At 69.6% G+C, this 13534-nt stretch carries 15 protein-coding genes and 1 tRNA gene; 11 read left to right on the top strand and 5 right to left on the bottom strand.

Features of this window, described 5'->3' with window-relative positions:
• Positions 1 to 783 precede the first annotated feature (783 nt).
• Together Q8W67_RS23470 and Q8W67_RS23465 are read left to right on the top strand one after the other, a co-directional pair.
• On the top strand, positions 784 to 1224 hold the full coding sequence (locus tag Q8W67_RS23470; RefSeq protein WP_305550267.1) for a MucR family transcriptional regulator: 441 nt from the start codon (positions 784 to 786) through the stop codon (positions 1222 to 1224).
• A 199-nt stretch (positions 1225 to 1423) separates the two neighbouring features.
• Complete coding sequence (locus tag Q8W67_RS23465; RefSeq protein ID WP_305550266.1) at positions 1424 to 1993, top strand: MucR family transcriptional regulator; 570 nt, start codon at positions 1424 to 1426, stop codon at positions 1991 to 1993.
• 15 nt (positions 1994 to 2008) lie between these two features.
• On the opposite strand, the gene Q8W67_RS23460 is transcribed toward Q8W67_RS23465, so the two are convergent.
• From Q8W67_RS23460 to Q8W67_RS23450, 3 genes are all read right to left on the bottom strand, one after another.
• On the bottom strand, positions 2009 to 2452 hold the full coding sequence (locus tag Q8W67_RS23460; protein ID WP_305550265.1) for a hypothetical protein: 444 nt from the start codon (positions 2450 to 2452) through the stop codon (positions 2009 to 2011).
• Between the two features lie 96 nt (positions 2453 to 2548).
• Complete coding sequence (locus Q8W67_RS23455; RefSeq protein WP_305550263.1) at positions 2549 to 2872, bottom strand: metallophosphoesterase; 324 nt, start codon at positions 2870 to 2872, stop codon at positions 2549 to 2551.
• A gap of 346 nt (positions 2873 to 3218) precedes the next feature.
• A tRNA-Arg gene (locus Q8W67_RS23450) sits at positions 3219 to 3295 on the bottom strand.
• Positions 3296 to 3328: 33 nt separating this feature from the next.
• Between Q8W67_RS23450 and Q8W67_RS23445 the strand changes: the two genes are divergently transcribed.
• Positions 3329 to 3577 (top strand): transposase, encoded by a 249-nt coding sequence (locus Q8W67_RS23445; protein WP_305550262.1) that lies wholly within the window; start codon positions 3329 to 3331, stop codon positions 3575 to 3577.
• A 161-nt stretch (positions 3578 to 3738) separates the two neighbouring features.
• A complete protein-coding gene (locus tag Q8W67_RS23440) occupies positions 3739 to 5991 on the top strand; it encodes an FUSC family protein (RefSeq protein ID WP_305550305.1) in 2253 nt (750 codons plus the stop codon).
• A gap of 70 nt (positions 5992 to 6061) precedes the next feature.
• On the opposite strand, the gene Q8W67_RS23435 is transcribed toward Q8W67_RS23440, so the two are convergent.
• Complete coding sequence (locus tag Q8W67_RS23435; RefSeq protein ID WP_305550260.1) at positions 6062 to 6289, bottom strand: hypothetical protein; 228 nt, start codon at positions 6287 to 6289, stop codon at positions 6062 to 6064.
• 357 nt (positions 6290 to 6646) lie between these two features.
• Between Q8W67_RS23435 and pth the strand changes: the two genes are divergently transcribed.
• From pth to Q8W67_RS23405, 6 genes are all read left to right on the top strand, one after another.
• The gene (gene pth / locus Q8W67_RS23430) at positions 6647 to 7255 is read left to right on the top strand and encodes an aminoacyl-tRNA hydrolase (protein ID WP_305550258.1); all 609 of its coding nucleotides are present in this window, start codon (positions 6647 to 6649) and stop codon (positions 7253 to 7255) included.
• A 29-nt stretch (positions 7256 to 7284) separates the two neighbouring features.
• A complete protein-coding gene (locus Q8W67_RS23425) occupies positions 7285 to 7524 on the top strand; it encodes a hypothetical protein (RefSeq protein WP_305550257.1) in 240 nt (79 codons plus the stop codon).
• Entirely contained in the window at positions 7517 to 7873 is a 357-nt protein-coding gene (locus tag Q8W67_RS23420) for a PIN domain-containing protein (protein WP_305550256.1), read from the top strand. The genes Q8W67_RS23425 and Q8W67_RS23420 overlap by 8 nt, the downstream gene beginning before the upstream one ends.
• Before the next feature lie 96 nt (positions 7874 to 7969).
• On the top strand, positions 7970 to 9067 hold the full coding sequence (gene ychF, locus Q8W67_RS23415) for a redox-regulated ATPase YchF (RefSeq protein WP_305550255.1): 1098 nt from the start codon (positions 7970 to 7972) through the stop codon (positions 9065 to 9067).
• A gap of 28 nt (positions 9068 to 9095) precedes the next feature.
• Entirely contained in the window at positions 9096 to 10085 is a 990-nt protein-coding gene (locus Q8W67_RS23410; RefSeq protein ID WP_305550253.1) for a MaoC family dehydratase, read from the top strand.
• Positions 10086 to 10145: 60 nt separating this feature from the next.
• A complete protein-coding gene (locus tag Q8W67_RS23405) occupies positions 10146 to 11189 on the top strand; it encodes an aldo/keto reductase (protein ID WP_305550252.1) in 1044 nt (347 codons plus the stop codon).
• A 6-nt stretch (positions 11190 to 11195) separates the two neighbouring features.
• Here the strand turns inward: Q8W67_RS23405 and mtnA are convergent, their stop codons facing one another.
• On the bottom strand, positions 11196 to 12293 hold the full coding sequence (mtnA, locus tag Q8W67_RS23400; protein WP_305550250.1) for an S-methyl-5-thioribose-1-phosphate isomerase: 1098 nt from the start codon (positions 12291 to 12293) through the stop codon (positions 11196 to 11198).
• Positions 12294 to 12468: 175 nt separating this feature from the next.
• On the opposite strand from mtnA, the gene Q8W67_RS23395 reads away from it, so the two are divergent.
• On the top strand, positions 12469 to 13534 hold a 1066-nt coding region (locus tag Q8W67_RS23395; RefSeq protein WP_305550248.1), incomplete at its 3' end, for a DNA translocase FtsK 4TM domain-containing protein.

Genomic DNA, 13534 nt, shown 5'->3' with positions numbered 1-13534 from the left:
GCGACGCTGAACCGGCGACCTGTCGCGTACGAGGGAGCCTACAAAATTGGGGCGACCCGGCTGACGGACGAGGATCCTCGGACTGCCGACTTCTCAGGCAAGCCCGACCCAACGAGGGAGCCCCGGGCCACCCAGTGGGCCTGGGGCTCATAAAAAGGCTCAACTGGCCTTGACCATTCGCCAAGTCAGGTACTGCTGCAGCTCAATGGCCCTCCCGACACGTTGAGGCTCGGCCTCAAGCGCCAGATCGATTCGAGCCAGATCCGATCTCTTTACCTTTGCAGCGTGGCTCAAGTGCATTTTCAGCTGCGCAGAGTAGCCGCGACGTGCAAGCCATGACGGTAGTCTCGCTCCATTTCGCATGATTTCGCCCTCTTGCTGCGCCCGTAGCCGGGGGCGATTCGCAGTCTTGATCCTATTGAAAACTGTAACCGTGCGGCATCACACGCCGGCGCAGCCCATGTCATTCCCGCCGCGTTCAGAGGCGCTGAATTCGCACACCTCAGTGCGTCAGAACACCAGTTCTGATACTTCGCTCGATAAGGGCACGTCTCTCAATAGGAACCCGCCCCTTCCGGGAGCGGGCACACGTGGCGAAGGCCTCGGCCGCCTGAGCGGACCGCAGCCATTTCTAACAACCAGAAGCTCAGGAATTAGTCACCTCCGCTGCAGGCTATAGGAAGAGTACATTTCGTTACGGTAACGGCGTCTCTGCGATCGTCAACCCTTGACTGATCAGAAAAATTCTCGAGTTTGTCCGAAACCTATTTAGGAGACGAATGGATGGAAGACGAGATGACGCAAACTGGATCGAGCGGGATCGAATTTGTGGAGCTGGCTGCCAGCATCGTATCAGCTTATGTGGCCAACAATTCCCTGCCATCAGCCGAGTTGCCGACGCTGCTGTCCAGCGTTCATGCTGCGATCGCTGGGCTAGGCGATGCGTCCGCTTCGGCGGAGCCCGAGCAGGATATGCCGACGGCCACGCAGATCCGGAAATCGATCAAGCCCGACGGGATCGTCAGCTTCATCGACGGCAAGAGCTACAAGACGCTCAAGCGCCATCTGACCAAGCATGGCCACACCCCTGAGAGCTACCGCGAGCGTTACGGCTTGCCGCGCGACTATCCAATTGTTGCGGCAAACTACTCTGAATCGCGAGCCACGATCGCCAAAAGCCTCGGTCTCGGCAGATCGGTTGCGAGAGCAGCCGCGGCTAAGTGACCCCTCGTACGCGAGATCTTGGGCTGCTCAGGCAGCCCGAGGCCTTCTCGTTCATGTGCGCGCTCTTGCTCAAGCGCTTTGGATGCTGGTCGGAAGAACCGGTAGACAACGTACTTATATGGGCGACATTCTTAAGAGCGCTCTTGACGTACCATCAAAGTGATCGCGTTCGTTGTGCACTCACATTGAGGAGGCGCAAGTGAACGAAAATACATCCAATCCGACGGCAGATAAGTCCGCTTTCATCGAGCTCGCAACCGACATCGTTGCGGCGTACGTGTCGAACAACTCCGTCCGACCTGCCGACTTGCCGGCTCTCCTGGCCGATGTTCACGCTGCAGTCGCTGGCCTAAACGGCGCTTCAGCTTCCGCTGAGCCCGAGGTGGAGAGGCTGACGCCCGGGCAGATCCGGAAGTCGATCAAGTCAGATGCGCTGATCAGCTTCATCGACGGCAAGCCTTATAAGACGCTGAAACGGCACCTGAGCACGCACGGCATGACGTTCGAGGAGTACCGCGAGCGCTTCGGCTTGCCACGAGATTACCCGGCCACAGCGGCCAGCTACTCAGCCCAGCGCTCCGCTATGGCCAAGAGCATCGGCCTAGGCCAACAGCGCCGGAACGCTGCACCGAAGGCCACTGATGTCGCTGAGACGACCGCCAAGGCGCTGAAGGGCCCCGGCCGGAAGAAGGCTGCCGAGCCGACTGCTGCGCCGGCCGAAAAGCCGACCCGGGCGCGTAAGCCCAAGAAGGCCGTTGCTGCCAAGTGAGCGCCGCTCAGCACCCTATGCTGTAGCAGGGTCTGGCCGCCCAAGATCGACGATGACGATCTCGGGCGGCACACCCAGGCGTAGCGGGCGGCCAGCAACGAAGTGCGCCCCCAGACCAGCCGACACGATCAGATCGAGGCCTTGCTCGACGATATGGCCGTAGGCGTATCGCAGGCCGTACCGAGAGGGGATCCAGGGCGACCAACCCAGGATGCGGATTCGGCCGCCATGCGTGTGGCCCGCCAACGTCAGGACTACCCGCGGATCGAGGTTCAGGGCGAAGATGTCCGGCTCATGCGCCAGAAGGATGATGGGCTCGCCCACTGGCACAGCCCGGAGTGTTCGCTGGAGGGTGCCAAGGCGGTGCCGATCGAACTGCTTCTGTACGCGCGGCACACGCGGCGTCTCCTCGCTCTCCAGTCCAGCCAGCCAGAGCGGCACGGGCAGATCGAGCCGCACCGCCGTGTTCTCGATGAACGCGATGCCGGCCGCCCGCAGCGCTCGCTCGGCGCGCGTAGGACCGCGGCCGCGGCGGCGCGCTTCCCGATCATCGCTTCAGTCGTGGTTGCCCTGGATCGCGTAGACACCCTTTGGCGCCGTGAGGTCGCGCAAGATGTTGGCAACGGTTTCGAACGGCAACGGGCCTGTGCTCTGCGAGCCGTAATCCCCCAAAAGCACCGTGAGATCCGGGGCGAGCGCGTTGGTCCGAGCGACCACCGCCGCGATCTCGGCCTCGCCCATGCAGCGCGGATGAGCGTGGAAGTCAGTCAGGACCGCGATGCGCAGGCGCAAGCCGGGTGGCCAGCCCTGGGGCGATAGGCGATAGTTGGTGTCCTGCACGCGATGAGGCTCGAACGCAGTCGCGTATCCTGCGCTCATGAGGCTGCCTGCCGTGACCAAGGCTCCGGTAAGGGCGGGCCGGGACATCAGCGCGCGTCGGGTGACCATCGGGGTGGGGCGCCTGAACTGAGCCGGGGTTCTCTCTGGATACCGTTGGACGGGTTTCGAACCTGTCACGTTCTCCAGACTCGTCGTGCTGCTCGGATGGCGGTGATTTTATCCGCGACCGTGTTGCGTCCGTGTTGCATGGAGCAACCGCAAGCGCGTCGGCTCACGTCGTAACCCGTTGTAAAATAACGATTCGTGTTGCGACGTGTTGCGAGCTCGAACGCTGTAGCCATGGCAACAAAAACCCGCCAAGTCGTTGACCAAGCGGGTTAAATTCTGGCGACCCCGGTAGGGCTCGAACCTACGACCTGCCGCTTAGAAGGCGGCTGCTCTATCCAGCTGAGCTACGGAGTCTCTGGTGCCGTGGTGCCTCAGAAGCCACGGGCTTTGCCGAGCGTCAAGCGTTGCGCCGTGTCGCGCTCCAACCCGCTGGAACACCTGACCGGCGAGATCGAGCGCCGGACCGAGGTCCTCGGCATCGTCCCTCATGAGGACGCCATCACCCGCCTCGTCGGCGCGATCCTGCTCGAACAGAACGACGCGCGGGCCGTGCAACGCGCCCGCGACATCGCTCTGGAAAGCAGCGCTCCCATCGGCGATGATCCTCTCGTCAGCCTGCCGCCTCTGGCAGCCTGATCATCCCGGCCCCAGCCGGTGATCGTGGAGGCTTCCAGCAAGCTACACCACCCCAGACGACGCGGCCAGCTGGATCGGTGGCGCATAGGAGGGGCGGAGCCGGGCGTTCCGATTCTTCGGATGCGGCACGGGGCGGATCCGGATGGTACGGGGTGCGGTTCATGCGGGGGCGCCGTGCCCGCACAGGAGTCCGAAGGTTGCCCGCGCCGAGTCCCTCCGCATCGCCGCCAGACCGCGTTCGGCGCCGCAGGGCCGCCGCCGGGCGGGGGAGCCTCGCCCGGCCGGGCGCGGACCTGAGGCGCCTGCCGACGGGCCTGGATCTGCGTGGCGTGCGGCTCGTGGAGGGCGTGCGCGCCGCCTTCGCGTTCGGCGTCGTCATCCTGATCAACATCTGGGTTCAGTGGCCGCCCCTGCTCACGATGGCGCTGGCGGCCAACCTCGCCTGCTTCTGCGACAATGGTGGGCCGATGCGGGTGCGCCTGCGCGCGCTCACCGCCTTCTCGGTCCTGGGCGGCTTGCTCTGGGCCGGGCTCGGTCTGCTGCAGCCCCTGGGGCTCCTCGTGGTGGTCCCGGTCGCCTGCGCGCTGATCTTCGCCTGCTCGTACGTCCGCGTCTGGAGCGTGCAGGCGCAGTCGGCCGGCAACGTGCTGGTGGTGGTTCTGTGCATCGCCCTCGACCGGCCGCTCGGCCCGGAGCAGGCCGGGATCGTCGCCCTGATGTTCGCGGCGGGCGGCCTCTGGGCCACGCTGCTGGCCTTGGTCATCTGGCGGCTTCACCCCTACCGGCCGGCGCACCGGGCGGTGGCGGAAGTCTGGCACGGCCTCGCGCGCCTCTGCGGCGATCTCGAACGGCTCGTCGCCCTGACCGAGCCCGACGCCGACGCGTTCGACGGCCACGCCAGGGGCCACCGGCGGGGCGTGCGGGCGAGCATCGAGACCGCGCGGACGATGATCCTCGACCTCGCCCGCTCCCGCGAGCGCGTCTCGGACCGCACCGCCCAGGCCCTGCTGCGCCTGGAGAGCGCCGAGCAGATCTTCTCCGCGCTGATCGCCGTGGCGGAGCTGATCGAGAGCCGGCCCTCGCCAAGCCGCCGCGCCCTCGCCAAGATCTTCCTGCGGCGCCTGCGGCCGCTCCTGGTGACCATCGCCCGGGCGATCCGCGACGATGCCAGCCTCGACCTCGCCCGGCTGGAGCACTCGATCGCCCGGTCGGCCGAGGGCCTGTCGGAGGACGCGACCCTGGCGCGGCTGGCCGAGCGGATCGTCGGGCGCGTGCGGATCGGCGCCAAGCTCTCGACACCGGAGGGCTACCGGCCGGGGGGCACCCTCACGGACGGCCGCAGCCTCGATCGCTGGACGCGCTATGTCGGGCCCCTGCGGCAGAACTTCACCCTCGCCTCGCCGAACCTCCGGCACGCCCTGCGGGCCACCGCCGTCGCGGCGCCGGCGCTCGCCGCCACCCTGACCTATGCCGGCGCGTTCACGCACTGGCTGGTGATGACCGTGGTGCTGACCATGCAGCCGTTCTACGCCGCGACGTGGCAGCGGGCGTTGGAGCGGATCGGCGGAACGGTGCTGGGCGGCCTCGCGGGCGCGGTGCTCGCCTACTACGCCACGACCCCGCTGATGGAGGCCGGGCTGATCCTCGTGCTCAGCGTGGTCGGGTTCGCGGCGCGCCAGATCTCCTACGGCTTCTTCGTCACCTGCCTGACGCCGCTGGTGGTGCTGCTGGTCGAGTTGCTGGAGCCGGGCCACAGCTCCTGGGAGATCGTCTTCATGCGCGCCGGCTTCACGGTGCTGGGCGGCCTGATCGCGGTGGCGAGCTGCCTGGTGCTCTGGCCGATCTGGGAGCCGGACCAGGTCCGCCAGGAGTTGCGCCGCGCCCTCAAGGCCCATGCCGGCTTCGCAGAGGCCGTGCTGCTCGCCGGCCCCGGCGAGGCCCGCGAGGCCGCGATCCCCGCGGGCGCCCGCGGAGCCGGTCTCGCCCTCAACGACCTGGAGGCGGCCCTGTCCCGCGCCCTGCAGCAGCCCCGTGCCGGCAGCCACCCGGAGGTGGAATCCGCCATGGTGGCGGACGCGACCCTGCGCCGGATCAGCGCCCGGCTCACCGTGCTGCGGCATGCGCCCGAGGCGGCGGCCCCGGAGGCGGAGGCCTGGCGGGCCTGGATCGCCGCCACCCTGGCTGCGCTCGGCGAGGACCGGCCGCTGCCCGAGCGGCCCGCCCTCGAACGCGGGCATTCGCTCGCCCGGCTGGTAAGCCAGGTCGATCTTTTGGTCGGGACCCTGCGCCCGGGGCAGATCCGCGAGACCGACCCCGCGGAGGTCGTGTCGGGTCCCGTGGAGAGCGGCAGGGCCGAGCCGGGTCCCGGAATCCGCGCCGTCACGCCGGGCGATCGGCCCGTCCGGGCGTCCTGAACGGCCGGCGAAGCCGGCGATCCCCTACCCAGGGACGGGCCCGCGGGTGATCCGCGGACCCAGCGGCGCTTCAGTACCGCGCCAGGGCGTTGGCCGGGCCGCCAGCATGCGGGCCGGCGTAGCGATAGGCGGGCGCCCGCTCGGAGCGAACGGTCTCCTGCTGCAGGATCCCGGAACGGCCGACCCATCCCGAATAGGCCGAGGCCGGATAGGGCGAGTGCCTCGAATCGAGCCCCTGCGCCAGGGCCGGCGTGGCGAGAGCGGCGACCAGGGCGGCGGCGAGCATGCGGACTTTCATGATGATCTCCTGTGTCTGCGTATGACTTCGACGGGAAGCCATCCGGTCAATTGTGTCGAGTGAGGAAGATCGTCGTTCCGGCGGTCTTGATCGCTGCGGCTCTGCTTGGCCGAATGTGACCTCTCAACCGCGATACTCTACCCGGGGTTCACCCGATTCCGTGCGCTGCCGCACGACCGGAACCGGGCTGGTCCGGAATGCGGGATCCGCGGCACGGAGACGTCCGACCGGCGCTGACGGTGTCGTCCTGCCCGGCGCCGCGGGGCGCGCGGTCGGGGATGCGCCGCGCGCGGAAGCGTGCCAGAGACCGCGCCGAAAGGCATGCACCATGAACGGAATCGCGTCGGGGACTCCACCATGCGGCTGATCGTCGGCCTCGGAAACCCGGGTGCGCGCTACGCGGGCAACCGGCACAATATCGGCTTCCTCGCCATCGACGCGATCGCCCGTCAGCACCGGGCGAGCCCGTTCCGCCACCGCTTCCAGGGGGAGGCCGCCGAGGTGGTGCTGGGGCCCGAGCGGGCGATCCTGCTGAAGCCCTCGACCTTCATGAACGAGTCCGGCCGCGCGGTCGCGGAGGCCCAGCGCTTCTACAAGATCCCATTGGGCGACGTGATCGTGCTGCACGACGAGCTCGACCTCGCCCCGGCCAAGCTCCGGGTGAAGCTCGGCGGCGGCAATGCCGGGCATAACGGCCTGCGCTCGATCACCGCGCAATGCGGCAACGACTATCGCCGGGTGCGGCTCGGCATCGGCCATCCGGGCGACAAGGCGCTGGTGCATTCCTACGTGCTCAACGATTTCGGCAAGGCCGAGCTGCCCTGGGTCGAGGATCTCGCCCACGCGGTCGCCGACCATGCCGCGCTGCTGGCGGCCGGGGAGGATGCGAGCTTCCAGAACAAGGTCCACCTCGCCATGGCGGGCCGCGGCTGGGACGAGGTGAAGACGCTGGGCGCGAGAAATTGACACGCAAACACGGGAACACGATATCGCCCGTGGAGGCCACCTTGAAGAACGTCACCGTGACGATGGACGACGCGTTGCTGCAGCGCGCCCGCGTCGCCGCAGCCCGGGAGGGCAAGAGCCTGTCGCGGTTCGTGGCCGAGACGGTGGAGCGGCGGATCGGCCAACCGATGACGCAGCCCGAGGCGATCGAGCGCTTCCTGGCGGGACCGCTGATGAACCTGACCGACGAGAACGGGAAGGCCCCGCCGCGTGACGCGCTCAATGAGTGAGCGCGTCTTCGTCGACACCAACGTGCTGATGAACGCCCGCGACGGGCGCGATTCCGGCAAGCGCGAGCGCACCGCATCCCGGCTCCTCGCCCCCGGCAGCGCGGAGCGGGCTTGTATCAACCTCCAGGTCGTGAACGAGCTGACGAACTGGATTCTCCGCGACGAACGGAGCCGGTCGATCGACGACATCCGGGAAGAGCTTGCGGCCCTGCGCGTCTGGGGCGAAAAGCCGATCACCGACGATGAGGTCGAGACCGCCTGGGCGGTGCGCCAGAGCCTGGGCTATACCCGTGGTTCGATTGCCTGCTGCTCGCCTCCGCAAACAATGCTGGATGCGGTGTCTTCCTGACCGAGGACATGGCGCACGGCACGACCTTCGGGGGGCTCACCCTCATCAATCCCTTCCGGGTCCTCCCCGGCGACGTGCTTCAACGGAACTGAGTCCATGGGCTTCAAATGCGGCATCGTCGGCCTGCCGAACGTCGGCAAGTCGACCCTGTTCAACGCGCTGACGCAGACGGCGGCCGCCCAGGCGGCGAACTACCCGTTCTGCACCATCGAGCCCAATGTCGGCGAGGTAGCGGTGCCGGATCCGCGGCTCCAGGACCTCGCCCGGATCGCGGCCTCGAAGGAGATCATCCCGACGCGGCTGACCTTCGTGGACATCGCCGGGCTGGTGCGCGGCGCCTCCAAGGGTGAGGGCCTGGGCAACCAGTTCCTGGCCAATATCCGCGAGGTCGACGCCATCGCCCACGTGGTGCGCTGCTTCACCGACGGCGACGTGACCCATGTCGAGGGCAAGGTCGATCCGGCGGCCGACATCGAGACCATCGAGACCGAGCTGATGCTGGCCGACCTCGACAGTCTGGAGCGCCGCGCCGTCGCGCTGGAGAAGAAGGCCAAGGGCGCCGATAAGGAGGCCAAGGAGAGCCTCGACCTCGTCAACCGGGCCCTGCCGCTGCTGCGCGAGGGCAAGCCCGCGCGTCTCGTCGAGCGCAAGCCCGACGAGGAGAGGCTGTTCCAGTCCCTGGGGCTGATGACTGCCAAGCCGGTCCTCTACGTCTGCAACGTCGACGAGGCTGACGCCGACAAGGGCAACGCCTACTCGGAGGCGGTGTTCGCCCGCGCCAAGGCGGAGGGCGCCGTGGCGGTGGTGGTCTCGGCCAAGATCGAGAGCGAGATCGCCGTGATGGCCGAGGCCGACCAGGCCGAGTTCCTGGAGGCCGTGGGGCTGACCGAGCCCGGCCTCAACCGGGTGATCCGGGCGGGCTACGATCTGCTCGGCCTCGTGACCTACTTCACGGTCGGTCCCAAGGAGGCGCGGGCCTGGACGATCACCCGGGGCACCCGCGCCCCGGGCGCCGCCGGGGTGATCCACTCGGACTTCGAGAAGGGCTTCATCCGGGCGGAGACGATCGCGTTCAAGGACTACACCGCGCTGAACGGCGAGGCGGGCGCCCGGGATGCCGGCAAGCTGCGGCTCGAGGGCAAGGATTACGTGGTGCAGGACGGCGACGTGCTGCATTTCCGCTTCGCCAACTGATCCCGCTCACGTCTTGGACGAGGCCGCCATGCCGGACCCTGCGGTCGAGGACTTTTCGGTCGGCGACGTCATCGTCGGCGCGCCGCTGACTGTGACCCGCGACGACATCGTCGAGTTCGCGAAAGACTTCGACTTCCAGCCGTTCCACCTCGACGAGACGGCGGCGGAATCGACCTTCGCGGGCCGGCTGATCGGCTCGGGCTGGCACACGGCCGCCCTCGGGATGCGGCTGCTCCAGCAGGGGCCGTTCCGGGGCGGCTCGTCGCTCGGCGCGCCGGGGATCGACGAATTGCGCTGGCTGGCGCCGGTCCTGCCGGGAGATGCCCTGACGCTCACCTACCGGGTCGTCGGCACCCGGGATTCGGCCTCGAAGCCGGGGCTGGGCTTCGTGACGGCGAGCCTCGCCCTCGACAACCAGCGCGGCGAGACGGTGCTGACCCAGCGCTTCACCTTCATGCTGGCCCGGCGGGGCACCGATCCCCTGCCGCCGCGCCCGGTGGAGACCGGTGCGCCCGGACCGGTGACCGAGCCGGAGGATGCCGAGATCCTGCCGTTCCTGAAGGATGCCGAGATCGGCTCCGTGCGCGACCTCGGCGCCTACCCGTTCAGCGCCGAGGCGATCGTCGCCTTCGCGCAGGCCTACGACCCGCAGGCGTTCCACCTCGATCATGAGGCGGCAAAGCAGACCCATTTCGGCGGCCTGTGCGCCTCCGGCTGGCATACGGCCGCCGCCTACATGAACCGGCTGCTTACCACGCGCGCCCGCGACGCGGCCTACACGGCCACCCGCGGCCCCGTCCCGGAAGCGGGCCCCTCCCCCGGGTTCAAGTCCCTGCGCTGGCTGAAGCCCGTCTATGCGGGCGACACGGTCCGGTTCAGCACCCGGCTCACCGACAAGCGCGCCTCGGCCTCGCGGCCCGGCTGGGGGCTGGCGTTTGCCCGGAACACCGGGGTGAACCAGCGCGGGGAGCCGGTCTTCGCCTTCGACAGCGCCGTCTTCCACCGCTGGGAGCCTTGAGCGCACCCGTTCCGGTCCCCCGTGCGTTGTCGCCCCGGACACGGACGGGATCACGCGCGCATGTACCAGAAGAAGCTCGGCAACACGGGGCTGTTCGTCTCGGAGCTCTGCCTCGGCACGATGACCTTCGGCGGCGGGGCCGGGATGTGGCGCCAGATCGGCGCCCTCGACCAGGCGGAGGCCGGACGCCTCGTCGGGCGGGCCCTTGAGGCGGGGATCAACTTCATCGACACGGCCGACGTCTACGCGGAGGGACTCTCCGAGGAGATCACCGGCCGGGCCCTGCGCGATCTCAAGGTCCCGCGCGATAGCGTCGTGGTTGCCACCAAGGGCTACGGGCCGATGGGGCCGGGTGCCAACGCGAAGGGCGCCTCGCGCCTGCACCTGATCGATGCCTGCAAGGCGAGCCTGAAGCGGCTCCAGCTCGACCATATCGACCTCTATCAGGTCCACGGCTTCGACCCCGCGACGCCGATCGAGGAGACGGTGCGGGCCCTCGACATTCTCGTGCAGCACGGCCACGTGCGCTACGTCGGCGTCTCGAACTGGGCGGCGTGGCAGATCGTCAAGGCGCTGGGGATCGGCGAGCGGGCGGGGCTCGCCCGCTTCGAGACGCTGCAGGCCTATTATTCCATCGCAGGCCGAGACCTGGAGCGGGAGATCGTCCCGATGCTGCGCTCCGAGGGGCTGGGCCTCCTGGTCTGGAGCCCGCTCGCGGGCGGCCTGCTCAGCGGCAAGTATTCCGGTGGATCGGGCGAGGGCCGGCGCGCGAGCTTCGATTTCCCGCCGGTCGACCGGCCCCGCGCGGAATCCTGCATCGACGCGATGCGGGCGGTCGCGGAAGCGCGGGGCGTCTCGGTGGCGCAGGTGGCGCTCGCCTGGCTCCTGCACCGCAAGGCGGTGACCAGCGTGATCGTCGGCGCCAAGCGCCTCGACCAGCTCGAGGACAACATCGCAGCGACCAAGCTCCAGCTCACCGCGGAGGAGCTCGATAACCTCGACGCGGTGAGCGCCCTGCCGGCCGAGTATCCGGGCTGGATGTTCGAGCGGCAGGGCGCGCGGGCACAGCAGCTCGCCGAGGCGGGCCGGCCCGGGGTGCGGTGAGGCGGCTCAGGCCGCCTTCCGGCGTTCCGGATAGAGCCCGTAGAGCCCCTCGGCGCTCGCCAGGCAGACGCCGCGCTCGGTGATGATCCCGGTCATCAGCCGCGCCGGCGTCACGTCGAAGGCCGGGTTGGCCACGGGGCTGCCGGGGGAGACCACCTCGATCGTGGCGAAGCCGCCGTCGGCCAGACGCCCGGTCATGTGGGTGACCTCGCGCCCGTCGCGCTCCTCGATCGGGATCTCCCGGATGCCGTCCTCCAGCGTCCAGTCGATGGTCGAGAACGGTAGCGCCGCATAGAACGGCACGCCGGTGTCGTGGGCCGCCAAAGCCTTCAGGTAGGTGCCGATCTTGTTGCACACGTCGCCCGAGGCCGTGGTCCGGTCCGAGCCGACGATGCACAGGTCGACACGGCCGTGCTGCATCAGGTGGCCGCCGGCATTGTCGGCGATCACCGTGTGGGGCACGCCGTGGCCGTTCAGCTCGAAGGCGGTCAGCGCCGCGCCCTGGCTGCGGGGCCGGGTCTCGTCCACCAGCACGTGCACCGGTACGCCCCGCTCGTGGGCGGCGTAGATCGGCGCGAGCGCGGTGCCCCAGTCCACCGTGGCCAGCCAGCCGGCGTTGCAGTGGGTCAGCACCGTGACCGGCCGCCCCGTGGCGGCGTGCAGGTCGGCGATGATCTGGCCGCCATGGGCGCCGATGGCGCGGCAGCTCGCCACGTCCTCCTCGGCGATGCGGCCAGCCTCCGCGAACGCGCGGACGAAGCGTTCTTCCGGCTGGACCTGCCGCAGGTTGGCGGAAACCCGGTCCAGCGCCCAGCGCAGGTTGATCGCTGTCGGGCGCGTCGCGGCCAGCGTCGCCACCGCCCGGTCGATCCCGTCCAGCGACGGATCCGCCTGCATGGCGAGCGCCAGGCCGTAGGCCGCGGTGACGCCGATCAGCGGCGCGCCCCGCACGATCATGGTGCGGATCGCCACCGCGGCATCGTCGAGCGTGGCGAGCCGCTTCAGCGCGAACGCGAAGGGCAGTCGGGTCTGGTCGATCACCTGGACGCTGACGCCGTCCGGGTCCGGGAAGATCGTGCGATAGGGCTTGCCGTCGATGTTCATGGCCGTTTCTGTGCCATAGCGGGGCGGTTTTTGCACCACGCCCCGGCTGCGACCGGGCGATCCGGTGGGCACCGACGGGGCCGGCTGGCCGGTCAGGCTTCCTCAACCTTAGCGGGTCGTTAAGCCCCCCGTGCCTAGCCTCGGGCGAGAGTCCCCGTTTCGCGTCCGGTCCCGCATGCGCTCGCTTCGCCGCCCCGCGTCGCCCTACGATACCTTCGTCGACAGCGTTCGTCCGTTCCTGGGCAAGCGCCTGACGGAGCTCGGCGGGTTCTTGTTGTTCACCGGCGCGGTCGCGCTGACCGTGGCGCTCGCCACTTGGTCGATCGACGACCCGAGCCTCAACCACGCCACCGACCACCCGGCCCACAACGTGCTCGGCCAGCCCGGCGCCGTCCTGGCCGACCTCGCGATGCAGATCCTCGGCCTCGGCGCGCTCGCCTTCGTGCTGCCGCCCGCCCTCTGGGGCGTCCGGCTGATGCGCGAGCGCGACCTGCCGCAGGGGGGCCTGCGCGTCGCGCTCTGGATCATCGGCTTCTGCGCCGCGAGCGCGGTGGCGAGCGCCCTGCCGCCAACAGCCCGCTGGCCGCTGCCGACCGGGCTCGGGGGCGTGGCCGGCGACGGCCTGCTGTCGATGGCGCGGGTGATCGTCGGAGCGGTCTCGTCTGCGGCGGCCCATCTCGTGGGCTTCGGGTATGCCGCGGTGGCGATCCTCAGCCTGACCGGCGCCTGCCGCTTCGGCGCCGAGGAGGAGGATTCCATCCACGACGAGCCCTATCCCGTCCGGCAGCCGGCGGCCCGGGGCCGCGCGTCCGGCCGGGACGAGCGCGAGGATGCCGACGAGCCGAGCCTCGGCCTCGTCGGCATCGGCGCCCTGGCGCAGGGTCTGATGCGGATGCGCGTCGCCCTCGCCGGCCGGGTCGCGGCGTGGCGGACGGGCCGGCTCGAGCCGTTCGACAGCGCCTCGCCGGCGCTCGCGGCCCGGCGCGCGTTCACGGATGCCGACCTGCCCTGGGCCGAGCACCTGCCCGAGGATTCCCGGCCGGGCGCGACCCGTCGCGAGCCCGTGTTCGATGCGCGGGACGAGCCGGCCGCGTCGGCGGCGCCCGCCCGCAGGGCCGCGATGCCGCCGGAGGGCGACGAGCCGGAGGCGTTCGCTGCCGCCCCGCGGCCCGGCCCGGCCCGGCCGGAGCCGGCCGCCTCGCGCGTCGCCGCGCCGGCCGCCGCCCCCGTGCCGGCCCGCC

Source organism: Methylobacterium sp. NEAU K, assembly GCF_030700285.1.
Classification (GTDB): Bacteria; Pseudomonadota; Alphaproteobacteria; order Rhizobiales; family Beijerinckiaceae; genus Methylobacterium.
The sequence above is the reverse complement of the archived record's forward strand: the minus strand, read 5'-3'. Positions and strand labels throughout refer to the sequence as shown.